At 59.6% G+C, this 24577-nt stretch carries 32 protein-coding genes; 5 read left to right on the forward strand and 27 right to left on the reverse strand.

The window, feature by feature from the left end; all coding sequences use genetic code 11:
* Positions 1–124: 124 nt before the first annotated feature.
* The 18 genes from MK208_RS06565 to MK208_RS06645 all read right to left on the reverse strand — a co-directional run bounded on the left by MK208_RS06565 (position 125) and on the right by MK208_RS06645 (position 14066).
* Complete coding sequence (locus tag MK208_RS06565) at positions 125–3346, reverse strand: glycoside hydrolase/phage tail family protein (RefSeq protein WP_366010603.1); 3222 nt, start codon at positions 3344–3346, stop codon at positions 125–127.
* A gap of 111 nt (positions 3347–3457) precedes the next feature.
* On the reverse strand, positions 3458–4048 hold the full coding sequence (locus tag MK208_RS21075) for a hypothetical protein (protein ID WP_366010605.1): 591 nt from the start codon (positions 4046–4048) through the stop codon (positions 3458–3460).
* Positions 4049–4054: 6 nt separating this feature from the next.
* Positions 4055–4522 carry a peptidase gene (locus tag MK208_RS06570; RefSeq protein WP_294115090.1) on the reverse strand — a complete coding sequence of 156 codons (468 nt, stop codon included), beginning with the start codon at positions 4520–4522 and terminating at the stop codon, positions 4055–4057.
* Positions 4522–5409: a DUF2163 domain-containing protein gene (locus MK208_RS06575; RefSeq protein ID WP_294115092.1), complete on the reverse strand. Its 888-nt coding sequence runs from the start codon at positions 5407–5409 to the stop codon at positions 4522–4524. The genes MK208_RS06570 and MK208_RS06575 overlap by 1 nt, the downstream gene beginning before the upstream one ends.
* Complete coding sequence (locus MK208_RS06580) at positions 5409–6041, reverse strand: DUF2460 domain-containing protein (protein ID WP_294115095.1); 633 nt, start codon at positions 6039–6041, stop codon at positions 5409–5411. Before MK208_RS06580 ends, MK208_RS06575 begins: the two co-directional genes overlap by 1 nt.
* 9 nt (positions 6042–6050) lie before the next feature.
* Positions 6051–6704: a phage tail tape measure protein gene (locus tag MK208_RS06585; protein WP_294115097.1), complete on the reverse strand. Its 654-nt coding sequence runs from the start codon at positions 6702–6704 to the stop codon at positions 6051–6053.
* Complete coding sequence (locus tag MK208_RS06590) at positions 6691–6900, reverse strand: rcc01693 family protein (protein ID WP_294115099.1); 210 nt, start codon at positions 6898–6900, stop codon at positions 6691–6693. Before MK208_RS06590 ends, MK208_RS06585 begins: the two co-directional genes overlap by 14 nt.
* Before the next feature lies 1 nt (position 6901).
* On the reverse strand, positions 6902–7222 hold the full coding sequence (locus MK208_RS06595; protein WP_294115101.1) for a gene transfer agent family protein: 321 nt from the start codon (positions 7220–7222) through the stop codon (positions 6902–6904).
* A gap of 2 nt (positions 7223–7224) precedes the next feature.
* Positions 7225–7638 carry a phage major tail protein, TP901-1 family gene (locus MK208_RS06600; RefSeq protein WP_294115103.1) on the reverse strand — a complete coding sequence of 138 codons (414 nt, stop codon included), beginning with the start codon at positions 7636–7638 and terminating at the stop codon, positions 7225–7227.
* Between the two features lie 14 nt (positions 7639–7652).
* Positions 7653–8069, reverse strand: a complete 417-nt coding sequence (locus tag MK208_RS06605; RefSeq protein ID WP_294115104.1) for a DUF3168 domain-containing protein — start codon at positions 8067–8069, stop codon at positions 7653–7655.
* Complete coding sequence (locus MK208_RS06610) at positions 8066–8407, reverse strand: head-tail adaptor protein (protein WP_294115106.1); 342 nt, start codon at positions 8405–8407, stop codon at positions 8066–8068. The genes MK208_RS06605 and MK208_RS06610 overlap by 4 nt, the downstream gene beginning before the upstream one ends.
* Entirely contained in the window at positions 8404–9003 is a 600-nt protein-coding gene (locus MK208_RS06615; protein WP_294115108.1) for a head-tail connector protein, read from the reverse strand. Before MK208_RS06615 ends, MK208_RS06610 begins: the two co-directional genes overlap by 4 nt.
* Before the next feature lie 140 nt (positions 9004–9143).
* Positions 9144–10325: a phage major capsid protein gene (locus MK208_RS06620; RefSeq protein ID WP_294115110.1), complete on the reverse strand. Its 1182-nt coding sequence runs from the start codon at positions 10323–10325 to the stop codon at positions 9144–9146.
* 27 nt (positions 10326–10352) lie between these two features.
* A complete protein-coding gene (locus tag MK208_RS06625) occupies positions 10353–10898 on the reverse strand; it encodes an HK97 family phage prohead protease (RefSeq protein ID WP_294115112.1) in 546 nt (181 codons plus the stop codon).
* A 14-nt stretch (positions 10899–10912) separates the two neighbouring features.
* Positions 10913–11140, reverse strand: a complete 228-nt coding sequence (locus MK208_RS06630; protein ID WP_294115113.1) for a hypothetical protein — start codon at positions 11138–11140, stop codon at positions 10913–10915.
* Complete coding sequence (locus MK208_RS06635; RefSeq protein ID WP_294115117.1) at positions 11133–12317, reverse strand: phage portal protein; 1185 nt, start codon at positions 12315–12317, stop codon at positions 11133–11135. Before MK208_RS06635 ends, MK208_RS06630 begins: the two co-directional genes overlap by 8 nt.
* 131 nt (positions 12318–12448) lie before the next feature.
* A complete protein-coding gene (locus MK208_RS06640) occupies positions 12449–13708 on the reverse strand; it encodes a terminase family protein (RefSeq protein ID WP_294115246.1) in 1260 nt (419 codons plus the stop codon).
* Positions 13709–13739: 31 nt separating this feature from the next.
* Positions 13740–14066, reverse strand: a complete 327-nt coding sequence (locus tag MK208_RS06645) for a hypothetical protein (RefSeq protein WP_294115118.1) — start codon at positions 14064–14066, stop codon at positions 13740–13742.
* A 305-nt stretch (positions 14067–14371) separates the two neighbouring features.
* Here MK208_RS06645 and MK208_RS06650 point away from each other — a divergent pair, with 305 nt between their 5' ends.
* Positions 14372–14530, forward strand: a complete 159-nt coding sequence (locus MK208_RS06650; RefSeq protein ID WP_294115120.1) for a hypothetical protein — start codon at positions 14372–14374, stop codon at positions 14528–14530.
* A 79-nt stretch (positions 14531–14609) separates the two neighbouring features.
* On the opposite strand, the gene mltG is transcribed toward MK208_RS06650, so the two are convergent.
* The 6 genes from mltG to fabD form a co-directional block, all read right to left on the reverse strand.
* Positions 14610–15761 carry an endolytic transglycosylase MltG gene (gene mltG / locus MK208_RS06655; RefSeq protein ID WP_294115122.1) on the reverse strand — a complete coding sequence of 384 codons (1152 nt, stop codon included), beginning with the start codon at positions 15759–15761 and terminating at the stop codon, positions 14610–14612.
* Positions 15761–17020, reverse strand: coding sequence for a beta-ketoacyl-ACP synthase II (gene fabF, locus MK208_RS06660; protein ID WP_294115123.1), 1260 nt, complete (start codon positions 17018–17020; stop codon positions 15761–15763). Before fabF ends, mltG begins: the two co-directional genes overlap by 1 nt.
* A 225-nt stretch (positions 17021–17245) precedes the next feature.
* Positions 17246–17479, reverse strand: a complete 234-nt coding sequence (locus MK208_RS06665) for an acyl carrier protein (protein WP_058240599.1) — start codon at positions 17477–17479, stop codon at positions 17246–17248.
* Positions 17480–17708: 229 nt separating this feature from the next.
* Complete coding sequence (gene fabG, locus MK208_RS06670; protein ID WP_294115127.1) at positions 17709–18446, reverse strand: 3-oxoacyl-[acyl-carrier-protein] reductase; 738 nt, start codon at positions 18444–18446, stop codon at positions 17709–17711.
* A gap of 11 nt (positions 18447–18457) precedes the next feature.
* On the reverse strand, positions 18458–19066 hold the full coding sequence (locus tag MK208_RS06675; protein WP_294115128.1) for an alpha/beta hydrolase: 609 nt from the start codon (positions 19064–19066) through the stop codon (positions 18458–18460).
* Complete coding sequence (gene fabD, locus MK208_RS06680; protein WP_294115130.1) at positions 19063–20001, reverse strand: ACP S-malonyltransferase; 939 nt, start codon at positions 19999–20001, stop codon at positions 19063–19065. Before fabD ends, MK208_RS06675 begins: the two co-directional genes overlap by 4 nt.
* 224 nt (positions 20002–20225) lie before the next feature.
* On the opposite strand from fabD, the gene MK208_RS06685 reads away from it, so the two are divergent.
* Positions 20226–21425 carry a cytochrome b/b6 domain-containing protein gene (locus MK208_RS06685; protein WP_294115132.1) on the forward strand — a complete coding sequence of 400 codons (1200 nt, stop codon included), beginning with the start codon at positions 20226–20228 and terminating at the stop codon, positions 21423–21425.
* Between the two features lie 11 nt (positions 21426–21436).
* Here the strand turns inward: MK208_RS06685 and MK208_RS06690 are convergent, their stop codons facing one another.
* Positions 21437–21580 (reverse strand): hypothetical protein, encoded by a 144-nt coding sequence (locus tag MK208_RS06690; protein WP_294115133.1) that lies wholly within the window; start codon positions 21578–21580, stop codon positions 21437–21439.
* On the opposite strand from MK208_RS06690, the gene MK208_RS06695 reads away from it, so the two are divergent.
* Entirely contained in the window at positions 21579–22304 is a 726-nt protein-coding gene (locus tag MK208_RS06695; protein ID WP_294115134.1) for an SDR family oxidoreductase, read from the forward strand. The two genes, MK208_RS06690 and MK208_RS06695, sit on opposite strands and share 2 nt — an antisense overlap.
* 70 nt (positions 22305–22374) lie before the next feature.
* Here the strand turns inward: MK208_RS06695 and MK208_RS06700 are convergent, their stop codons facing one another.
* Together MK208_RS06700 and MK208_RS06705 are read right to left on the reverse strand one after the other, a co-directional pair.
* Complete coding sequence (locus tag MK208_RS06700) at positions 22375–22956, reverse strand: YceI family protein (RefSeq protein WP_294115135.1); 582 nt, start codon at positions 22954–22956, stop codon at positions 22375–22377.
* A gap of 174 nt (positions 22957–23130) precedes the next feature.
* Positions 23131–23625, reverse strand: a complete 495-nt coding sequence (locus tag MK208_RS06705) for a hypothetical protein (RefSeq protein ID WP_294115136.1) — start codon at positions 23623–23625, stop codon at positions 23131–23133.
* A 336-nt stretch (positions 23626–23961) separates the two neighbouring features.
* Between MK208_RS06705 and rpsF the strand changes: the two genes are divergently transcribed.
* Together rpsF and rpsR are read left to right on the forward strand one after the other, a co-directional pair.
* Positions 23962–24318 (forward strand): 30S ribosomal protein S6, encoded by a 357-nt coding sequence (gene rpsF / locus MK208_RS06710; protein ID WP_294115137.1) that lies wholly within the window; start codon positions 23962–23964, stop codon positions 24316–24318.
* A 25-nt stretch (positions 24319–24343) separates the two neighbouring features.
* Positions 24344–24571, forward strand: coding sequence for a 30S ribosomal protein S18 (gene rpsR, locus MK208_RS06715; RefSeq protein WP_009805008.1), 228 nt, complete (start codon positions 24344–24346; stop codon positions 24569–24571).
* The last annotated feature ends 6 nt before the right edge of the window (positions 24572–24577 follow it).

Here is a 24577-nt window from a genome sequence, read left to right on the forward strand (position 1 = left end):
TGGTCCCCTTTTCTCCCTGCCAGTCTACACCACCTAGGCAAAGCGCCGCAAATTCAAAGGTGTGAAGATGCCAAAAAGCAAATCGAATGAAACACAAGTTGGTGAAGCACAAGGACTTTTGGGCTCAAGCCCCCAGAGAAATGGAGCGAAACGGCCCAGGCCCATACACTGCTGAAATTTGCGCAACGTCAACCGAAAGACCCGCGACACCTCCAACCGCAGCCTGGTCACTTACGAGGAATTGCCATTTGGGTTCCGATACTTGCACCTCTCGCACGACCACGTCCTCCCGTCGAACGCGTAGCAGATAGCTCTCGTTTTCTTCGCCTAGAGGCACCTCAAACCCGTCCCAACTGTCCGCATTTAAGCGGGCGCGCCGTATCCAAGTGATGTCGATGTCGCCGGAGGCTTGGGTCACGTGTGTCAAATGCACTGGAGCATAGGGGCGCGGGCCATTGCCGTCAAAACTCTCCAAATGAAGGGTGTAACTCGGGTCATTCAGTCCGCGTTGCGCCGGACCAATCCGAAAATACCTAGCCTGCCCACGATGATGTCGCGCCAGTGGCAACTGCGTCAGTTGAGACGATCTGAACACAATCCAGCTGCCCGCCGGCCAAACCCCAGGTGCCAGGGCATCTGTGCCCAATTGCCCGCGAAGCCGTGTTGACAGGGCATAGCGCTCTTCCCCAATCAGCTCCGCATTCTGAAACTGTAACGCTTCCCAATTCTCGGAAGCCCCATCGCCGATAAACGCCAGGTTTTGCCCGTTGAGCACGTCCTGTGCGCTCACACTGCGCAACGCACCGTTCACCATGCGCACTTGCAGCGGTTCGCCCTGATCCCAAATGCCGGGTGTAGAGCGCACAAGTGGCGTTTCCGTCACGCCCACCATCGCACTGCCTTCGACCAAAGAATCCAATGCGTACCCTTCATCGCGATCACTGGCATACACCGCAACTGCGCCCGGCCAAGGACGATCTGTCACCGCAATGTGCGGCTCGTGGGGATGCTCGTCACCTGTGACCAAAGGCAGATCCATAAACAGCGTTTGTACCGGCACCAGCGCAACAAACCGGCTCTTAGGCACGACATCCTCCGGCATCTCCGCCGTTTTGTACAGCGCCAGCTCCGTGCGCGCGCCTTCCAAAACCTGCGCGCCCTGTTGCGTCAGCCGATCCATCCGATACGCCTGTGTCTCGCCGATTGACAAAGGAACCTCGACAAGATCGCCTGCCCCAATGTTCATTTTGCTTGGTGGCAGAGCCAGTTTCACGCGATCCCGCGCAACACGCGCTTCCGCCAACCACCTCTCAGCTGTCTGTCGCCCCTCTGCTCGCGTCAGAACCTCTTCGACTTCGCTATGCGCCACCGCAAAAGTCGCCTCGTCGTGTAGGATGGCCTCTTCGGACACGACCTCAAAATCCCGTTCCGCCTGCACAAAGTTCAAGCGCACGCGGCCTGCCAATTCCGCATCTGATTGCCGCGTGAATTCAATATCCCCCTCGATCTCTTTGGAGTCCACGCACTCTTCCGGATCAACCGCACTTCCGGTCTGATCGCCACGCATAACAAAGCGCAGCACACCGTCCCGCTCAACCGCATCAAACCCATGTCGCAACATCAATGGCTGCAACGCGGCGCGTCCATCAGACACATCACCTTGCTCAAATCCGCGAACCACGCCGGTCAAACCAGACACATCATAATCAGCAATGCCCGCATTCACGCAAACCTCTTCCACCACTGAAGCCAGCGTGCGGTTGCTCACCCGCCCATTTATCCAATGGCCTTTGTGATAATTGCCCCCGTCGCTCCATAGGTCTCGCTCATTGGGAAAAGCCGGAAACGGCCGCGCATCCCAGGCCCAGGCAAACATATGATCGCGGTCCACCATCGGTTCACCATAGACAGTGGATACCGGATTCATCTCCGTATCCGCATAATGTTCGTGAAGCGCTTGGTAATATCGCTGCTGCACAGCATCCTCTCGCAACCCATTGGAAAAATACGGGATTGCAGACTCCGAGGACTTCTCGTCCAGAAACTTATTGGGCTGATTGGCACCTTTGTCGATGGCAGCACAGCCTATTTCCGTGAACCAAATAGGCTTACTCTGGGGTTGCCAATTTGTGGGTGTGGCCTGGCGGACGCCGCCAATCCGCTCATGTTGCGCTTGCCCCCACCAGTTCCGTAAATCTTTGTAGCGATACACCCATGGCTCGTTGTAAGCGCCATCGGAAATCGTCGTGCGGTCCTGATCCTCGCGCGGCTCAGCCGAGGCATAAAACCAGTCAAACCCCTCGCCGCCTTCTATGTTGGCTTTCAGGTAGGCGATATCCTGAGGCCCGCGCCAACCTTCCTTGTCCAAATGCACATCTGTGTCCCGCCAATCCGACAGCGGCATGTAGTTGTCGATGCCAACAAAATCGATCTCAGGGTCCGACCAAAGCGGATCAAGGTGGAAATACACATCACCGGAACCATCCTGCGGGTGATAGCCAAAATACTCTGACCAATCCGCCGCATAGCCGAGTTTCACCCCCGGCCCCAACAAAGACCGCACCTCTTGCGAAAGGTCTTTGAGGGCTTGAACGGCTGGAAACCCCGTTGCCCCACGCACCTGTGTCAGGCCCCGCATTTCTGAGCCGATACAAAAGGCTTCTACGCCCCCTGCCGCTGCACAGAGCGCCGCATAGTGCAGAATAAAACGCCGGTAAGACCACTCAGAGGGCCCGGAATACGTCACGCTGTCTGCGCCCACCTGAAAATCCGCCGCCATTGCCGTACCAAAAAACGCTGCCACCTCGGCATCCGCCTGCGCTGTCCCATCAGGTGACCCACTTTGCCCTGGTGCCTTTGAAGCCGTGATCCGCCCCCGCCACGGCAACACCGGCTGGTCCGCCGCACCGTCCCAAGGATTTGGCAACCCGTTTTCTGCCATCTGTTCCATCAGAATGAAGGGGTAAAACGTCACCTTGGTGCCCTGCTCATCCATGTGGCGAATGGCCTGAACAACAGCGTCGTCCGTCGGTGTTCCGCCATAGACGGGCCGCCCATCCAACTTGGCGATAACCTCCGCCTCCCCACGCGCCACTCCAGACACGCGCCACGGCATGTTGTCCCCGTCCACCTCGGCGTCTTCAACCTTGGGGCGCAAACGGCAATCCGCCATACGCAGGTCATCCCCAAACCAACTCACGATCAACGAGGCCGCACCACACTTCGGCAACTCTTCCTGTAAGTCCTCATGGGATGTGACAAAATTGGTCAGGCCAGACGGCGTGTGCTCATTGGCCACTTTTGTTTCGCCATTGCCCTGTCGGCAGTAGACCGGCGTGGTTGCCAAAGAATACTCCCCCGTCCCCGGCATTAAGGCCACCGCCCGCACCGTTTCGCTATAGTCGGCGGCGCCTTCGGGAACGTGCTTTGGCGTTGCCCTTACAACTTCAAAATTGAACTACGGCACGCGGTTGCCAAACCGTCCCAGCTCAAGGTCTTCGATCACCACATAAGCTGTCCCCCGATACGCAGGCACGGTCCCAGCTCCTTCAACCGCCTCCATTTTGGGGTCCGGCATCTGGCTGTCAGAGCCTGTGTAAACTCGCAGGTTCAGCTCCTCGCGGCCAATTTCGTCACCGTCCGCCCAAATGCGCCCGACCCGTAAAATCTCCCCTTCACACAGAGCAATCGCAAGCGAGACCGAATAGCTGTAGGCGCGGGTTCTCGGCGCTTGGCGCATACCTTTGCCCCCGCCCGTTTCCTCGTAAGTTTCCAAAAACCGCGTGGCCCAAATCACCTGCCCGGCTACGCGAACCCGCCCAAACACCCGCGCCTGAGCGGCGCCCTCCGCAGAACCAGTGAGCCGGAAGCGTTTGATTTTTCCGGTTTCCACAACATCGGCGCCGCCTCCCATCAGCTTCTGGTCGATCACACGCCCCAAGGAAGCCCCAGCCAACCGCCCAATGGCCACAGAGGACACTCCGACCAAACCACCGCCTACCGCACCGCCAACCGCCGCACCGGCAGCCGCTAAAATCAACGTAGCCATAACGCGTTACCCTCTCTCACCAACTGTGCTCTGAACGCCCCTCGGAAAGGTAAACCGCGCCACAACCCGGCGGCGCCAAGGCCCACTTAAGGGACTTTCCACCACTGCATGTCCGCCATAAGCATGGATCAGAGTTGGCTCCCGTCCGATCTCCCCAAAAATGCCCAAGTGTTTCGCCACGGCCCCCGCCTTCATCCGAAACAACAGCACGTCGCCGGGAGCCTCATCCCTTGGACCCTTGGCAACCAAGTTGCGCATTGCGGCCTGCCACAGCACCTCTTTGCCATGTGCCTCTGACCAATCATTGGTGTAGGCAGGCACGGCTTCAGGCTCAGCACCATAAAGCCCACGCCACACGCCGCGGATCAGCCCTAGGCAATCTGCTCCGCCCCCCAAACAACTGGCTTGATGCACGTAGGGCGTGCCGATCCATCGCCGCGCCTCCGCAACAACCGCCTCTCCAAGTGTGTCCATCAGCGCAAACTCCCGCCGGTGTTCCCGCCATTCTTTTTGGGATAACTTTTGATCCAATCTTCGCCCGGAATGTCCGGAAATCCCTGAAAATTCAAAAGATTGGAGAACTTCTTGCGGCAGGTAGAAAACCGCTTGTCGCAGCCCGCCGTGAGCAAAACCTCATCGCCCACACTAACTTCCCCCCGCAGCGCTTCCCAAAGCTCAATTTGCCGCGCCCCATCTGCCGCAACCCAATCCCGCTTGATCAAGCCACTCAAGCCCTGCGCTGCCCCGCTAACAACTTGAAGCTGCCCACGCGTGAACCATCCTTCGTCAAAACCCGATATCGCACTTAGATCAAACATCCGACCTTGATCCGCCTGCGCCACAGAGACCTGCACCTGAAAGGCTGCATCAGAAACATCAAACTGGCATGCGGCATCCCCAAGTACGGCGGTACAAGGCCGCTGATAAACCCGCCCTCGTGGCACATTCAGCTTTTCCGCCAGCCCACGCAATTCCGCGACAAACGCCCCTCCCGCCCGTCGGATTTCCCCGATGGAACCGCGAAACACCACACTGCGTTCACTGACATCGACCCAGTTCACCATCCATGAGACAACTTCGGCGTCATCCAGCCGTCCGGCCTCAATGTCATGCTCCGTGACCGCCGCATCACACAACATGCCAATGGCTTCGGCATTGTCTACCGACAGCCCTGTCCCTTGCTCGATTGCACTCGCTGTCAGCCCTGTTGCGGCTTTGAACACAAACCCGTCAAAACTCAGATCCTGATCGTGATCGGTAAACCCCAACGTCACGCCATCCTTGCGCGTGATGCCCCAGGCCCGCGCCACCGTGGTCTCGCCACTCTGCAAATGCGCCAATAACTCCGCCTGAAACCCCATCAGATCCGCACCTCTATCACCGGCACATTCGGCAGATCGCCCGCCTTGAAACTCGCCAAGCTGGTCTGAATATTGTCCGCGTCAAACCGCACCGGCACGTCAAACTCAAACCCCGCTGAGATTTGCGCTCCGGAAAACGGCGGCGTGTCGAAACTCAAAATCCCAGTGGTCAGGTCGACCTCAAAATCGCCGCCTTCCTGCAAAAGCGCCTCTTCCAAGCCCACCGTGACGGTGCCATCCACCGGTTTGCGAATGGGCCGCGCATAGCTATGTGCGCCAGATTGATAGGTCTTCATCAACTGAAATTCTGTGGTCACGCCATCGCCCGTGGCAACCGCCTGATCCCGATGGTCGATGCCCTTGGAGGCCGTACAAGACTTGAAGTCTGCCCAATCTTTCCAGCGAAACCCGTGCAACTGTCCGCGTCGTGCCTCAAAAAAGGCGATCAAAGTCTCAATGTCATCCAGCGACCGCATACCAAAGCCAGCATCATAGCGCCGCCGCGAATGGGCCCAAGGCGTGTTGCGTTCCTCAAAACCGTTGACAAGCGTCACCACCTCGGTGCGGCGCTCAGGCCCACCAAGGGAGCCAAAACTCAGACTGGCTGGAAATCGCACTTCGTGAAAACTCATCGTCGCCTCCTATCGGTTGCGCTTGGCCTGCCCCAAGGCGCGGCTCATCTGCGTTGCAATCTGACTTTGCGAGCGGCGGAAGCCGTCCACATCCGGCGTTGTGATGTTCATCACCACCTGCACCGGACGGCTGTCGCCCTGGCTGCGCACGCCAAGCTTTCCGTCCATCCCGCGCGCCAGCGGCATGATCGCCTCTGGCCCGGCTTCGCCCATCAACCCGCGCCCACCGCGCATCGGAAAGCTCACCGGTCCACTCACCACGCCGCCGTTGGCAAATGGCATCACCCGCCCCTGCGTAAACGGTGCCCCGTCGGCAAAAGGCAACAGCCCTTGCATCAGGCCACCAATGCCTGAGGTCACAACCTTGCCAAGCCCATCCGTCACCGGCTTCATCGCTGCGTTAAACGCTGTGTCCATCATCGAGGTCGCCAGAGTTTTCAGGGCATCCGACAGCTTCACACCGTCAAAGGCCAACCCGCTGAATGCTTTGCGCAAATCCTTGCTCAGGCTCTTTTCCAGAGAGGCCACTTCCTGCCCTGCTGCGCCCAGGATCTTGCGCATGTTGCTCAGTTCCCCGTCAAAGCCAGCAACCATATCCGTGGCCTGTCCCAGGCTCACCTCCAGTGCGTCCAATTGCCCTTCGAAACTGTCAATCTCTTCCATCACCTGCCGCTCCTTCCGAATCCGGATATGCGCTCATCAGCTGTTCCAACCCTGCCCGTGCAAGGGAGGTCTCCGCACCGCCCTGTCCAAGCATCAGCGCCAATTCCGCCGGCGTCAGGCGCCAAAACTCCTCTGGTCGCAATCCAAGCCGCTGAACGCCAGTGGTCAGCAAAACCGGCCAATCAAACGCTGTCATGCTATGTCACCGTCAAAGGCCCAAATGCCCGCACCAACAACTGCGCAGCCACTCGGGCCGCCTCGATTGCGCCTCCCTCGATCTCCGCGTGCAAGAGCTCCGCCCTGCGCCCTTGCCAACCACCGCCGCGCAACCCCGCCACAATCAATGCGAGCACATCTCGCGAAGAAAACTGGCCTGTTTCAAACCGACTGATCAGCGACACCAACGTGTCCTCTCCCAACCCGTCTTCCAGCTCTGCCAAAGCACCCAGCGTGAGCTTCAACACATGCCGCTGCCCATCGATCGTCAGCGCAACTTCGCCCGCAAACGGATTGGCCATTATCACACCGCCGTAAAGCTCAGCGCCCCGGCACTGGCCATCGCCATCTCATAGGTCGCCTCTCCATTGTGGCTGCCCGCATACTCAATCGACGTGATCTGAAACGCGCCTTCAACAATCCCAAAATCCGGGATAATCACCTGGAAGTCCGGCGTTTCCCCGTCAAAGAAGATCTGCCGCGCCCGCTCATCCGTGCTGGCATCCTTGAACACGCCCGAGCCGCTGATCCCGGCCGATTTCATGCCCGCGCCAGCCAGCAACTCGCGCCATCCGCCTTGGCTCTCAAGCGAGGTCACATCCACACTTTCCGCATTGAAACTGATGCGTGTGGCCCGCAGCCCCGCCACGGTTTCAAACGCCCCGGCTCCGGTCAGATCCACCTTGATCAGAAGGTCTTTGCCATTTTGCGCACCCATGATCTCTCTCCAAACTAGCTATGATTGTCTTCCACCCGCGCCACAAAGCGCAGATCCACACGGCGCAGGTTCTTGCGCCCGTCCCGCTTGGCCACCGCCCGATCAAAGCGCAGGTAAACCAACCGCCCCCGGCTCAGGCTCAAATCCGCATCTACCAGTCCGTCGCTCACCGCTGCCGCCGCCGCTTTCACTTTGGCAAAGCCACTGGCATCGCCAATCACGGAGACCACAAAGCGATGCTCTGCCCCGTCACCGTCTTTGTCGGACCGATCCAAGACCGTTTCCGGACCAAGAGACACAAACAAATCCGGCACCTTACCAACCGGTAACTGGTCAAAAATGTCGTTTCCAACCAACGTGTTCAGCGTGACATCTGCCTGCAACGCGGCATAGATCGCCTCTTGCAGCGCTGCCCCAACTCCGTAACTCATGGCGCCACCTCTTCTGTGGCGTGACAGACCAAATATTGCCCCTGCCCGTCCTTCTCTGTCACCGCATCGATGGCAAAAACCCGATCCCCTTCACGGAAGCGACACTCTGGCGTTGGCCGCTGCTCCGCCCCAACTGGCGCGCCACGCAGCGTGATCCGATACCTAGCCGCTGCAAGCGACATGATCCCGCCATCCATCTCACGCCCGCCACGCGCCACTACCTCGGCCCAAACGGCGCCCAGTGTCTCCCAGGTCTGGGCAAATCCACCCGCCCCGTCCGGTGCCGCCAACGGCCGCTCCAACAGCAAGCGCCGCGACAACGTCACCGCCCGGCTCATGACACCGCCCCCGCGCTCAGTCGCATCGGGCGATACCGCTCCAACAGGCTCACCACGCCAAACGGCATACAGCCTTCGCTCAAACTGGTTTCGTGGCGGAACTCGTAATAATGCGCTGCCAACAACAGCACCGCCTGGCGCATGTCCGCAGGGCTGTCCGACCAACCCGCGCCGTATCCAGCCACAAACCGCACCGTTGCGCTTCCGTCCGTCGGAATGCTTGGCAAAGCTCCGGACACGCCTTTCAAACATGGATGATGCGCGTCACTGACCAACCGGTAAGCACTGGACGCTACGGAAACCACCGCCCCCTGCGCATCTTCGAGCATTACGTCCACAACCTCAGACACCGGTGCCACCGGCAAGCCCTGCGCAGCCCCATCGCGCCAACCATAGACCGTCCAGCCAAACGTCTGTTGAAACATAACTTTGCCGGTCCGCGCTTCCACCGCGCTGATCGCTGCGCGCAAAAAACTCTCCAAAACGCTGTCCTGCAACGTATCGTCAGAAAACCCGCTTCCAAGCCGCGTGTGATCTCGAAAATCTTGAACCGGCAGCGCCTCCGTCGGCACCGAGGTCTCTTCGACTAACATCATGGAACAACACCAAAATTCTCGATGGTCTTTGTTGGGCGCGCGTCCTCACGTCGCTTCAACGGAGGGGGTAAGCCAGACAACGTGTGTAGTCCGACGCGCGCCCGGATGACGGCGCTTACGCGCCCCACCCACCCAGGAAATCAGCTCACCGCAAAGCGCAGCAGCTTGATCGCAGCAAAGTCACTGACATCGCCGCCAATGCGTTTCGTGGCATAGAACAGCACATGTGGCTTGGCGCTGAAGGGATCACGCAGCACACGCAGGTCCGGACGCTCTGCCACCGTGTATCCAGCCGCAAAATCGCCAAAGGCAATCGCATCGGCACCACTCGCGATATCCGGCATGTCTTCGGCAATCAGCACCGGATAGCCCAGCAAACGCGCAGGCTCACCCGCCGCCAACCCATCAGACCACAAGAACCGCCCGTCTGCGTCTTTCAACTTGCGCACCGCGCCGGCTGTTTTGGAATTCATCACAAAACTGCCGTTGGCACGGTATTGCGCGCCCAAGGCATAGACCAGATCCACCAGTGTATCGCCGCCGTTGAAATCCCCATCAACGCCCGTCGCCACATAGCCAATGTTGCCCCAGCTCCAGCTGCCGTCATCCACCGCCGTGTGGGTCAGAATGCCGGTTGGCTTGTCGACCCCATCGCCGGTGATAAAGGCCGCCGCCTCCGCCCGTGCAAACTTGTCGGCAATGCGCCCCGCCAGCCAGGCCTCAATGTCAAAGGCACTGTCATCCAACAGCCGTTGCGACGCTTTGGGCAGAGCCGACAGCTCATGCAGCGGAATGGCGATGCGCTCGATGGTCGGCGTGCCGGTCTCGGTGGTCGCAGTGGTCTCATCCGCCCAGCCGGCGCCAGTTTCCGAACTGTCGATCAGCACGTCATAAGACCCCGCTTCCACGGTCACCACATTGGCAATCGCGCGGATGCTGGCCGTACTGTTGAGCACCGATTTGATGGTCTCAGCCGTTTGCGGGTCCACCAAATAGCCGCCGTCGCTGTTCACCGACGTGGCCATGGCTTTGCCTTCCAGCTCAAGCCCACGTAGCCCGTCATCCTCTCCGGTGCGCAGATAGGCATCAAAGGCTTTCTGGTGTGGCGCGTCAAAGTCCGTTGCCGCCGCCAAAGGCGGCCGCGCCGCCTGTGTCGATTTGCGTTCAAGCATGGTCAATCGCTCTTTCTGTTGTTTAATTTCCGCGTGAATGTCACCTCGAAAGGCATTGAAACTGCTGGCGAACTCCGCCACAGCAGACTTCATTTCCTGGACCGGAGACACGCCTTCCCCGATCCGAGACTCTGTCTCGGTCTTACTCATCACTGACTTCCCGTTTTGTTCTGGCGCTTACTGCGCCGCCATCCCGCGGCTGATGCTCCGCAGGTAGGCCGCCGCTTCCCGCAAGGGCAGCAGAGCGTCCTCTTTTGCGGTCAACCGCGCACTGGGCAGCATCGGAAAGGTCACAAGCGACACCTCCCAAAGCTCCAGTTCCATCAAGAGCCGCTGGCCCTGTGTCGTCTTGCTGGCCTTCTTGGTACGGTAGCCAATCGACAGCCCGTCAATCGCCCCCGCCGCAATCAGGGCCGCCGCTTCGCGCCCTTTGGCCACATCGTCAAGCAACCGCCCCTTGACCCAAAGTCCACGATCATCCTCGCGCACCTCTTCCCAAAGGCCGATGGGTTGCGCCGGATCATGCTGCCACAGCATCTTCACTTGGCGCCCCTCTTTGGACAGCCGCTCCAAGGATGCGCCATAGGCCCCTTTCTGCACGATATCGCCACCTCGATCCGCCGTGCCGAACAAGCTGGCATACCCGCTGATCACCTGCCCGTCTTCGACGCTCAGTCCATCGCCGAACCGTGCAAACTTCCGCTCCAAACCACTGTCTTGCATCACACACTCCTCACTCATGGCGTCACACTGAGAACCGACTGAAACGCCTGCGCCAGGATCACGCCCACTACGCCATAGACCGTCAGCCACAACCGCCGCTCCAACCGCTCAATCAGCTGTTCGATCTTGTCCAAACGCCGGTTCAAACTCTCAAACTGCAACTTCGCCACCCTCTCATGCGCCTCCAGCCGCAGCCCCGGCGCACAATCAAAACTCTCAAACCCGTATCTCGGATCACCCATGCGCGCCCTCATCCGGCTCAACTGGCAAACCCAGCAACCGCCGCTTCTCCGCATCCGACAGGAAGACCGCGCCCGCAACCCGCGCCCATTGCGCGTCCCGCTCAACGGCCAGGGCCGGCACCTGATCCAGATCCGGTTTTAAGATGATCTCTTCGCCAGTGTATTTCGCCAACCACGTGCCCACCGCCGCCGTCACCCGCGCCGCAAGCGGCAGCACCGTCAGCCGGTAAAACGCCCGATTGGCCTCTTGGTAATTCGCATAGGTCGCGTCCCCCGGAATGCCGAGCAGCATCGGCGGCACCCCAAAGGCCAGCGCAATCTCCCGCGCCGCCGCATCCTTGGTCTTGTGAAATTCCATATCGCTTGGCGAAAACCCCATGGGTTTCCAATCCAGTCCGCCTTCCAACAACATCGGCCGTCCCGCATTGCGCGCGCCCTGATGGTGGCTCTCCATCTCACTGACCAATCGGTCATATTGATCTGATGACAGGCTGCCTTGCCCGTCATGCCCGCGATAGACAATCGCCCCCGAAGGTCGCGCCGCATTGTCCAGCAGCGCTTTGGACCAGCGCGAGGCGCTGTTGTGCACATCCATCGCCATGGCCGCTGCCTGCATCGGGGACAACCCATAGTGATCGTCTTGCGGGTGAAACGTTTTGATGTGGCAAATTGGAGAAATCTCGCCAACCGCAAACCGATGTTTTCGCGCACCAACCGCATACTCATACCCCACCGGCCACCCGTCCGAACCAGGCACAACACTCATCCGATCCGAGCGCAGCACGTGCAACTCTACCGGCGCACCACTGTCGCCGCCTACCGCTTCGACATATCCGTCACCCGACAACAAAATCTGGCCGTACAGTGCCTCAAACAGCTCCGCCTGCCCCTGCGCCCCATTTGGCACGGTCAACAGCTTCAACACAGGATGGGTCTCAAACCGCTGGCGCTGATCCTGCAAAACCAACGGCAACGCCGCCGCCGCCTCGGCAATCATCCGCACCACACGGAACCCCACCGGATTGGCGGCAAACCCCGTGCGGGTCAGCGACACCGTATCGCGCGGGCTCCAGGCCGCACGGCCAGCGCTGTGATAGCTCACCACCTTGCCTGTCGCACTGGCCTTCACCTGAGGCGCTGCCTCTGGGGTCTTCTTCTGCAAAAACTTCCCTAGCATGCTCTGCCGCTCCCGGATCTCTGCGCCGCCACTCTGGCGACCCGCTCAACTTGGTCCGTCCGCTTTGGACACATACAGTTCTGATGGGTTTGTCTTAAATTGTAGCTTTCTCACCGTACGCAGCTGTTGCGTCACAGCTCCCGAAGCCTCGGGCGTCGCCAATGCGCCGATGGCTCCACGATCAACTCATGCAGCGCCCAGACCAATGCATCCACGCGATCCGGACTGCCGGAACCCACAAAGCCCTGCGCCGTCATCAGGCACATCTGATCTTCCAGGTCCCCAAGCCCTGCGCGATGGGACACCCGTCCCTGCTCATAAAGCGCCGCCACCGGCTCTGCCCGCGCCACCTTGCCCCGACTGGCCCGCACCGCCTTAAAGGGCACCAACGGGTCCACCTGATTGATCATAGACTGCACCAGATCGCCGCCCTGATTGACCTCCGCCACCAGCCGATCCGCGCCCCAGCTTTCCATCGCTGCCAACGCCACCCGCGCCCAAGCATCCGGCGTGGCCGCCCGAACCGTGGCATCATCCAAGACATAGGCGCGCCAGTCCTGCACCGGCCCTTTTGTGACTGCCCCGACAACCACGATGCCACACGCATCGCTGCCAGCATGACCCGTCACCGGTGGATCCACCGCTACCACAATCCGGTCCATCTCCGGCAGGTCTTCACACCGCAACCCATCCAACTGCGCCCGCGTCCACAATGCCCCCTCGGCATCCTCCATCAACACACCTTCGAGTTCCTGCCGCCCCAATCGCGTGCCCGCATAGCGCGCCTCCACCTCTGCCAAAAAACTCTCCGCCAGATTGGCGCGGTTGGCTTGCGTTGGCGCACTGGTCTGCACCGTGCTCTCCACCTGCAGCAACCGTTTCAGAACCCCGACATTTCGCGGCGTTGTTGTCACCACCTGACGTGGGTTCTCCCCCAACCGCAGCGCAAACTGCAACATGTCCCATGTCTCTTGACCATTGCGCCATTTCGCCAGCTCATCGACCCAGGCGGCATCAAACTGCGGTCCCCGCAAGCTCTCCGGATCATGCGCCGAAAACGCCTGCGCCACCGCGCCATTGGGCCACACCAACCGCCGCCGCCCCGCTTCCCACACAGGGCGCCGATCCGGCGGCGCACAGGCGATCAAGCCACTTTCGCCAAAAATCATCACCTCGCGCACCTGATCGATGGTTTCCCCCACCAAAGCTACCCGCCGCGCCCGCCCGCGATCTTGCGGCTTGGCCCCTTCCACCATCCTCCGCACCCATTCAGCCCCGGCCCGCGTTTTTCCCGCGCCACGTCCACCCAGGATCACCCAGGTCTTCCAGTCGCCCTCTGGCGGCAATTGATGTGGCATGGCCCAGAACTCAAACAAAAAGGGGAGCGCCAAGAGCTCCCCTTCCGTCAGGCTGTCCAAAAACTCACTCTGCACCGCGCGCGGTTCGGAGGCGATCCAAGCGGCGCCCGATCGAAGATCGCGCGGCGTCGAGGTCAAGCTGTGAGTGTCCTGCCGGACGGTCTGTTGCGGTGCGCTGGTCAATGTCTCTCTCCACCAATAGCGCCAATCGCATGCACTGCCGCACTTCTGCCAGAACCCGACGCCCCGCCGTCGCCGCCTGCGGCCCCTCATGTTGCAACGCGTGTTTCACCCGCTCCAACTCGTCGGTCATCCGCCGCAACAGGAGTTGCAGCGCGTCCAGTTCCTGATCCAGTACGCGTCCACCCGAAGGCGTGAAATGTTGTGTCATTGCTGCTCTTTGCCTCTCATGCGCAGTTGCCCCTCCGCACAAGCCACACACGAATTCTCCCGCCCAATTTTCCGGCGTTCCGCCTTTCACCCGCGTGGTGCCAGCCCAAACAGAGATAACACAAACTCAAGGTAAAAATCAATATTACACGTATTTTCAATAGATTAACTGAGAGTGCGCAGCTGTTGCACAGGCGTCGAAACGCAGTGTTTCCAAATCGGAACCCAACCGCCCCAATTGCGCCCTTATCAAAAACTAAACCTTTCTGTGGTGGATTTGAGTTGGATAAATGAAGGGTGACCAAGATGCGTATCGCTGCCAATACGACGCCGTCCTGGACTTTAAGACTGTCACTTGCCGCCGCCTGCTTCTTTGGCACGGTGCAAGCCGGCCCCGCCTCTGACAGCGCCAGCTCGACGTTCCAACTGCCTGCCAAAATCCTCGTTGAGGTTCTGCCCAACTAACGGCTTTGGCACAGACCAACCCAAACAAAAACGCGGCACCCAAAAGCGCCGCGTTTTTGTATTTCTCATGTGGACAACCTTACTGGTTGGCCCGTTCCGCCTCGATCTTACGCCAAGCAGCCACGTTTTGGTTGTGCTCGGCCAGCGTCTCGGCAAAGGCGTGCCCCCCGGTGCCATCCGCCACAAAGAAGATATAGGGCGTCGTATCCGGGTTGGCCGCCGCTTCCAGGCTTGCGCGGCCCGGGTTGGCAATCGGTGTCGGCGGCAGCCCGTCGATCACATAGGTGTTCCACGGGGTTTCCCGACGCAGTTCGCTCTGACGCAACCCACGACCCAGCACACCCAAACCTTCCGTCACGCCATAGATCACGGTTGGGTCGGTTTGCAGCCTCATGCCCCGGTTCAAACGGTTGGTGAACACACTCGCCACCTGACGCCGCTCTTCTGCCACGCCGGTCTCTTTTTCAATGATCGAGGCCAGGATCAGCAACTCATACGGTGACAACAGCGGCACATCCGCCGCCCGGCTTTCCCAAGCCGCAGACACCAGGATTTCCTGCGCTTCCTGCATCCGGTCAATCACGCTCTGACGGGTGTCCCCGACACGCACCTCATAGCTGTCCGGTGCCAGGCTGCCTTCGTCTGGCCGCTCGATCTCGCCACTGAGCAACTCAATGCTGTTGAGCGTGTCCATCACCTGCCAGCTGGTCACACCTTCGGCCACGGCAATACGATACCGCGTATCCGCCTCACCACGCACACGGGTGTAATCCGCAGGCGCCTCGTCCTCAGCCGGGTTGAACGCGGCCACTTCGACAAAGCTGCCCGTCGCCGGATCAAGCTCTCGCACCTGCACGGTCTTTCGAGTCACACCAATGCGATACACCACCTCGGTGCCACAGGTGCTCGCGCCGCCACGGGTGACGATGTCGACAATCTCTTCCATCGACGCGCCCGCAGGCACAAGGAAAGCACCAGCTTTCAGCTTGTCCGCCTTATCCGAGTAATCCGCCCCCAACCGAAACAAAGTCCCGCTGGCAATTGCACCTTTGTCTTCAAGGTATTGCGACACGCGGCTCATGTTGGAGCCGGGCTGCACCCGCACACAGACAGGCTCGTTTAGCGGCCCTTCTGCGCGGTAGGTCGACTGTCCAAAAAGGATGACGCCCCCCAACAGGAAGAGCGCCACGATAAGTAGAGTGAGTGCGTTAGACGCAACTGCGCGCCACATTAATCGACCTTTCCGAAGATCACGGATGCGTTGGTGCCGCCAAAGCCAAAGCTGTTGGACAGCGCCACATTGATCTCGCGCTCCACTTTCTTGTTCGGGGCCAGATCAATGGCAGTTTCCACCGCCTGATTGTCGAGGTTGATGGTCGGCGGTGCCACCTGATCGCGGATCGCCAGGATCGAGAAGATCGCCTCAATCGCGCCCGCCGCGCCCAACAGGTGGCCGGTCATCGACTTGGTCGACGACATGGTCACTTTGCTGGCGTGCTCACCCATCATACGCTCAACCGCGCCCAACTCGATGGTATCTGCCATCGTCGAGGTGCCGTGGGCGTTGATGTAGTCGATGTCTTTTGGCTCAAGACCCGCCTTCTTCAGCGCCGCCCGCATGGAGCGCTCGCCGCCTTCGCCGGTCTCTGCTGGCGCGGTGATGTGATACGCGTCCCCAGACAGGCCATAGCCCAGAACTTCAGCGTAGATCTTCGCGCCACGCGCCTTGGCGTGCTCATATTCCTCCAGCACCACAATACCAGCGCCCTCACCCATGACAAAGCCGTCACGATCCGCATCATACGGACGGCTGGCTTTTGTCGGATCATCCGCACGGCTGGTAGACAGCGCTTTACAGGCGTTAAAGCCCGCAATGCCAATCTCACAGATCGCCGCTTCACCGCCGCCAGCAACCATCACATCCGCATCATCAGACGCAATCAGGCGGGCCGCGTCCCCAATGGCGTGTGCGCCTGTTGAGCACGCGGTCACAACAGAGTGGTTTGGACCTTTGAAACCGTATTTGATGCTCACCTGCCCCGAGATCAGGTTGATCAGCGCGCCGGGAATAAAGAACGGCGACACACGACGTGGGCCTTTTTCAGCCATCAACAGCGTGGTCTGCTCAATCGACTGCAAGCCTCCAATGCCAGAACCAATCATCACACCGGTGCGTTCCAGCGACTCGGTATCTTCTGGCGTCCAGCCAGAGTCTTCCACCGCCATCTGAGAGGCCGCCAGACCGTAGAGGATAAAGTCATCCACCTTGCGGCGTTCTTTTGGCGCCATCCAGTCATCCGGATTGAAGGTGCCATCGGTGCCATCACCATACGGCACTTCACATGCATATTTGGTGGTCACACGCTCAGGATTGAAACGGGTGATGGTGCCTGCACCGGACTGACCGTCCAGAATACGAGACCAGCTTTCCTCAACACCGGAAGCCAATGGAGTGACGAGCCCAAGCCCGGTGACAACAACGCGACGCATTTTCTATGCCCTTCCTCAGAAGTCTTTTGCGGGTTCATACCCCGCTTCGCCCCCAAGGGGCAAGAGCGGCCAACCCACAGCTTGACCCGTTTCGCGCTTCTGCGCCCAGTTTTGGGCCGTTTCCTTGCGGCAGCCTCCCCGCTGCCCTCAACGCAAAACGCCCGCCTCATCAAAGAGACGGACGTTTGCAATTCTCAGTCCCCTGCAATGTGCAGGATCTCCGGCTTAGGAAGCTTCGGAGATGAACTTGACGGCGTCGCCGAAGGTCTGGATGGTTTCGGCTGCATCGTCTGGGATCTCGATGCCGAACTCTTCTTCAAAAGCCATTACCAGTTCCACGGTGTCGAGGCTGTCTGCGCCCAGATCGTCGATGAAGGAAGCTGCTTCAACAACTTTGTCTTCTTCTACACCCAGGTGCTCTACAACGATCTTTTTCACGCGGTCTGCGACGTCGCTCATGTCAATTCCTCATTCGTCTTGGGCATCTCGGCCCGTTTGAACTCCCACCCACCCGGGCGGGTCTGATTTGTGCCCCTGATAGGGACGGTTTTGATCCGGCTGAACCGGAAGGTCTCCGTCCACCCCTCAAGGCACCCGGAAAATACTCGCCGCCTATAACACATCCGCTTCACAACGCAAACGCTTTCCCCAGCGACAATTGTGGCGCCCCAAAGGACGCCACCAAGGCTTACAACATGGCCATGCCGCCGTTCACATGCAAGGTGGTACCTGTCACATAGCCCGCTTCTGGGCTGGCCAGATACAGAACCGCCGCCGCGATTTCTTCAGAGGTGCCCATGCGCGCCGCAGGAATCTGCTTGTTGATGGTCTCTTTCTGATCGTCGTTCAGCTTGTCAGTCATTGCAGTGGCAATGAAGCCCGGCGCCACTGCGTTTGCGGTGATGCCACGGCTCGCCACTTCATAAGCAATGGATTTGGTCATCCCGACCAGACCGGCCTTGGAGGCGACATAGTTCACCTGACCCGGGTTGCCTGTTGCCCCCACAATCGAGCTCACGTTGATGATCCGGCCCCAACGGGATTTCATCATCGGACGCATCACACCCCGGCACAGACGCATCGCACTGGTCAGGTTTACGTCAATCACACTCTGCCATTCGTCGTCCGACATCCGCATAAAAATCTGATCCCGCGTGATCCCAGCGTTGTTCACCAGAATATCGACGCTGCCCATGGCTTCAATCGCCTGTTTTGGCAGCGCATCCACGGCCTCCGCATCGCTCAGGTTACACGGCAGCACATGCGCACGCTCGCCCAGTTCTGCCGCCAGCGCCTCAAGCGGCTCCACACGGGTGCCGGACAGGCCGACAGTTGCACCTGCAGCATGCAGCGCTTTTGCAATTGCACCGCCAATGCCACCCGATGCACCTGTCACAAGTGCGGTTTTTCCAGTCAGATCAAACATGTTTGTCTCTCTCAGTTTCTCTCAACAGGCTTAGTCAAAAGCCCATATTTTGCAATCTCTTCGGCACTCATCACGTGGGTTTCCTGCACCGGCGCCGCTTCCAGGGTGAACCAATAAAACGCGTCACTGCCCAGCATCCGCTTGGTATAGCTCACATAAGCCGCATGTTCTGGGTCTGACTTCGGCAAGTCACGCCCCTGCAGGTTGCCAACCGCCCAGCTGTGCACGCCCAGAACCGCGCCCTCTTCCATGCTGCGCTCCACGCCCGCCAGGAACAGGTCGGTACCGCCAGAATGGATTTCACTGTCCGCAGTCACATGCGTGTCCAGCCCTAGGTCCCGCACACGATGGCCAAGTTGCAGGTTGACCTCATCATCCACCGATCCCGGCACCTCCAACAAAATCAACCGCGTCACGTCCGGGTTGTCGCTCATGGCCTGCTCAAACGCTGCCAGACTGCGGCTGTTCAACGTGCCATTCACCAACAGATCATTCCCATCCGCCTCAAACGCAATTGTGTCGGTGGCATTCAGATACGCCACCTCCATTTGCACACAGCCCGCCAGCACCGCCGCCCCAAGAGCGACGCCTCCACAGGCTGCAACAAAGCGTCGGATCAAGACAGGCTCTCCGCCGCCTCTTTTACATCGTCTGGCGTGCCCACAGCCCGTACCGCATTGGCGCGGTCAATCTTACGGATCATGCCGGACAGCGCTTTGCCGGCACCGATCTCCCAGAACTCCGTGACGCCGTCAGCCGCCATGTTCTGCACCGATTCGCGCCAGCGCACCGATCCGGTCACCTGCTCCACCAGCAGCTTGCGGATCTCATCCGGGTCAGACACCGCCGCCGCCCGCACGTTGGCAATCACCGGCGCCGCTGGCGTTTTGATCTCCACACCAGCCAGCGCTTCGGCCATCACATCTGCCGCAGGCTGCATCAGCGCACAGTGGAATGGCGCACTCACCGGCAGCATCACCGCGCGACGCGCGCCCTTCTCTTTGGCAATCTCAGCAGCGCGTTCCACAGCTGCTTTGGCACCGGACACCACAACCTGAGTTGGGTCATTGTCGTTCGCTGCCTGACAGACTTCACCCTGTGCCGCCGCGTCCGCAACTTCCTGCACCGCCGCAAAATCCAAGCCCAAGATCGCTGCCATTGCGCCTTCGCCCACAGGCACGGCCGCCTGCATCGCCTCGCCACGGGTGCGCAACAAACGCGCCGTGTCGCCAATGCTCAAGGCACCAGCCGCCGCCAGCGCCGAGTATTCGCCCAGCGAGTGGCCCGCCACGCAGGACGCCGCCGAAATCGTCACGCCTTCCGCTTCAAGCGCCTTCATCGCCGCCAGAGAGGTCGCCATCAGCGCGGGCTGTGCGTTTTGGGTCAGGGTCAGCGTCTCTTGCTCACCTTCCCAGATCAACCCGCTCAGGCTTTCGCCCAAGGCTGCGTCAACTTCGTCAAACACCGCTTTGGCCTCTGGATAGGCCTCCGCCAGCGCTTTCCCCATTCCAATGGTCTGGGCACCCTGTCCCGGAAACACAAATGCACGGCTCATTCTTGGCTCTCCTTGCAAATCTTTGGCTTGGCATAGCGCGCACGGACAGCGCACGCAACGTCAATAGAGTGGTAATGGCCCAGCCCAGACACCGCACCAACGCGCAAAAATCCGCCGAAACACACCTCAACTGCGCATTCATGCACAAAGCGGGTGCACCACCGCCAGTTGCCTTGCCCCGTCGCAGCCCCCAAAGTCTGATTAACACTTTCAAGAGGTTTCCCATGCCCCGCAGCAACACAGCTATCCGCTACGGCTCCGTCGCCAAGACCTTCCACTGGCTCACCGCCTTGCTGATCCTCTCCGCACTGATCCTTGGCTTTGTCGCCTACCGCGCGCCTTACGAGGACAGCGCCCAGCTCGCCGTCAAAGCCACACTGTTCTCGGTGCACAAAACCATTGGCCTCGCCGCCTTTTTCACGGCACTTCTGCGTATCTTCTGGGCCTTCACTCAGCCACGCCCCAAATTGCTCAACGGCGATCATGGTCTGGAAGCCTGGGCTGCCGAGACCGCCCATTGGGTGCTCTACGGCTCCATGGTGCTTGTGCCACTCACCGGCTGGATGCACCACGCCGCCACCACAGGCTTTGCCCCGATCTGGTGGCCGTTTGGTCAGTCTCTGTTCTTTGTTCCCAAAGACCCAACGGTCGCCGCAATCCTTGGTAGCGCACATTTCCTCTTTATGGCTGTGCTGGTCCTGACCCTGCTCGCCCACATTGGCGGCGCGCTGAAACACTTCGTCATTGACCGCGACAAAACCCTGCAACGCATGTTGCCCGGCCACACCGATCTACCAGAGCTGCCCGCCGACCAACCCGGCCACCTGCGCCCGGCCCTGACGGCACTGGCTGTCTGGGCTGTCGCCCTCGTGATCGGCGCAAACGCGGGCCTCTTTGCCGCTGAAGAGCGCACAGAAACCGCCGCCCTCGCCGAGGTTTCCTCCGAATGGCAGGTCCAATCCGGCACATTGGACATCGCGGTGCAACAGTTTGGCGCGGAGGTCACAGGCACCTTCGCCGACTGGACCGCAGACATCGCCTTCAACGAAGAGCCAACCGATGGCAAACACGGCACAGTCACCGTGACCATCGCCATTGGCTCCCTCACCCTTGGCTCTGTCACGGATCAGGCTCTGGGCGCGGATTACCTGAACGCCGCCGCATTCCCCACCGCCACCTTTGTCGCGGACCTGCTGCCAGCGGACACCGGCTATCTGGCCAAAGGCGAATTGACCATCAACGGTCACGCCGTCCCCATCGACCTACCCTTCGCACTCCCATTGGACGGCAACGCTGCCGACATGACCGGCACCGTGTCCCTAGACCGCCGCGCCTTTCATGTAGGTGACGACATGACCGACGAAAGTTCCCTCGGCTTTGGCGTGGACGTGAACGTCTCTTTGACAGCAACGCGTGGCGAATAATCCACGCCAAACTAACAGCCGATCACCATCGCAAAGGCCACATCTTTTGGTGCGGCCTTTGCGCTCTTGCCAAATCCGAACAGCAGCCTAAAATTCGGGTCAATCTGGCCAATTTCGAACGCCAAGCCTTTCACATCTCGCAGGAATTTCGCCATGCAGAAAACGCTCCTCCTCACTGGCGCCAGCCGGGGCATCGGCCACGCCACCGTGAAGCGTTTCTCGCGTGAAGGCTGGCGCGTTTTGACATGTTCCCGCCAACCTTTTGACCGACGCTGCCCTTGGCCTGACGGTGAAAAGAACCACATTCAACTCGACCTCAGCGACCCGGCAGACTCGATCAACGCAGTAGAGTTGATCCGCGAACGGCTCGATGGCCCGCTGCACGGCCTCGCCAACAACGCAGGAATTTCCCCAAAAGGCCCCAACGGCGAGCGCCTCAATACCTTCACCACCGACCTGATGGACTGGGGCAAAGTCTTTCACGTGAACTTCTTCTCTTCGGTCATCCTTGCGCGTGGCCTCCGCGACGAACTGGCCGCCGCCAAAGGCTCCATTGTCAACGTCACCTCCATCGCCGGCTCCCGCGTGCACCCCTTTGCCGGGGCAGCCTACGCCACCTCCAAGGCGGCCCTCGCCGCCCTGACTCGCGAAATGGCGCATGACTTCGGACCGCTTGGCGTCCGTGTAAACGCCATCGCGCCGGGCGAAGTCGAAACCGCGATCTTGTCACCTGGCACCGACAAAATTGTCGACGGCCTACCCATGAAACGCCTTGGCCAACCGTCTGAGGTGGCCGACGTGATCTACTACCTTTGCTCCGATCAATCGACTTACGTGACTGGCACCGAAATTGAGATCAACGGCGGACAACACGTCTGAATAGCGCCTATCCCAACAAAAAAGGCCGCCCCAACCGGGCGACCATTCCGTGAGTGATGAACGCGAAGGCTTACTCAGCCTTCATCGCCTCAACAGAAATCTGAACCTGCACTTCGTCGCTCACAAACGGCGCAAAGTTGCCCGCGTCAAAGTCGCTGCGCAGCAGAGTTGTGGTGGCGTTGAAACCGGCCCAAGGCTTGTTCGCCATCGGGTGTTCGCTTGCTGTGTTGAGCTGCGCGTCCAGAACAACAGATTTGGTCACGCCATTGATCGACAGATCGCCGGTGATGTTGGCCGTGGTCTCGCCAGTCACTTCAATACCGGTAGAGGTGAACGTCACCACAGAGTCATCATTGGCGTTGAAGAAATCCGGGCTCAGCAGGTGCGCGTCACGCTTTTCCCACCCTGTCCACATGGACTTCAGCGGCATGGAGACGGACACAGCGCTGTTGGCTGGCTCTTCCTGGTCAAACATGATCTCGCCTTCAAAGCCGGAGAACATGCCCCAGGTCGTGGAGTAGCCCAGGTGGTTGTAAGAAAACAGGATCTGGCTGTGGCTGGCGTCCAGCATGTATTTTTCCGGCGCCGCAACAGCGGAAGTGGCAGCAGCGGCAGCAAAAGCAAAACCAGCGGCAAGAAGGGTGCGTTTCATTGGGTGTCTCCTGAGGACAAGATTAATTTCTGATAGAACCAATGTGCCCATTCATCGCTGTGCGGCAATTCGCAGTAAACCCAGATATTCTGTGCAGCCGTGAACAATTGCGTGATCTCACACAAAAAAGGCCGCCCGTCGGCGACCTTCTGTTCAAAATAGGCAAGCTTTTGCTTAACTTGGCAAAATCGACTGGCTGCGCAGCTGGGCAATGGCATCAAGCCGCGCGTGGTTGCCATCAATCGGCAGTGTCACCATGGCCTCGCCGTCTTCATCCATAACAACTAGTGCAGACGCACTCACATCCACGCGGCCAATGTCCTCATAATTAATCGACTGAAGCACGTGTTTGCGCCCCCGTGGCAGGCCTTCATAGACCAAAAGCTGCTCGTTGCGCTCATCAAAGTGCAGCTCTTTGCGGGGCTTGTCGGTGGCAATCTGGGTCATGCCCACGCCGCCGGTCACCAACAGGATCGACACCCCCATCTTTGCCAGCAGGATCATCGGCGTCAGGTCCAGTCCTGGCATCAGCCAAAGACCCACTCCAGCCAGAATGAAGGCAAAGCCAAACACCGCCGAGGACGCGCGCACCGAAAGCGACGGGCGTTTGCCCTCCACCCGCGTCACACAGGACCGTGTATCTTCTGCAAAACTGGTCAGCGCCACCATATTCCCACTCTCCCACTTGGCCCTTCAACGGCCTTTAGTCCAACGGCTTCTCCACCGGTTGCTCAGACCTTCGGGTTGAAATCGGGCAGGAATGCGGCGGATTGAGGAAAACCTCGTGCCCTTTTGCCTTGAGATGTCGGGAATTTTGCACCACTAACGGGACCACGCAAAAACCTTGCTGCCCCCTTGCACACAAAGCTTGCGCTCCCCCCAAATTCGGCTATACAGCGCCATCCTTTTGCAAAAGCTTGAACCGCGCAGTCTCTCGTGGGTGGGGTGCAAAAGGTGAAAGACGCCCCGCTCTTTGAAATGCGCCGATAAATGAATGGAGAGCACATGCCACTGTATGAGCATGTTTTCATCTCGCGCCAGGACCTGTCCAACGCGCAAGCCGAAAGCCTCGTTGAGCACTTCAGCACCGTTCTTTCTGACAACGGCGGGTCCGTTGTAGAATCCGAGTACTGGGGCGTGAAAACCATGGCCTACAAAATCAACAAGAACCGCAAAGGCCACTACGCCTTCCTGAAGACCGACGCACCATCTGCTGCGGTTCAGGAAATGGAACGCCTGATGCGCCTGCATGACGACGTGATGCGCGTTCTGACCATCAAGGTCGACGAGCACGCCGAAGGTCCATCGGTTCAGATGCAGAAACGTGACGAGCGTGACAACCGTCGCGAACGCCGCAACTAATCACCTTAAGAGAGGACATTAAGTTATGGCTGCAAAACCATTTTTCCGCCGTCGCAAAGTCTGCCCTTTCTCGGGTGAGAACGCGCCGAAAATCGACTACAAAGACACCAAGCTGCTGCAGCGCTACATCTCTGAGCGTGGCAAAATCGTGCCGTCCCGCATCACCGCAGTGTCTGCAAAGAAACAGCGTGAGCTGGCCCGTGCAATCAAACGCGCGCGCTTCCTCGCACTGCTTCCATACGCCGTGAAGTAAGGAGAG

It is taken from the genome of Shimia sp. (genome assembly GCF_022448905.1).
Taxonomy (GTDB): domain Bacteria; phylum Pseudomonadota; class Alphaproteobacteria; order Rhodobacterales; family Rhodobacteraceae; genus Shimia.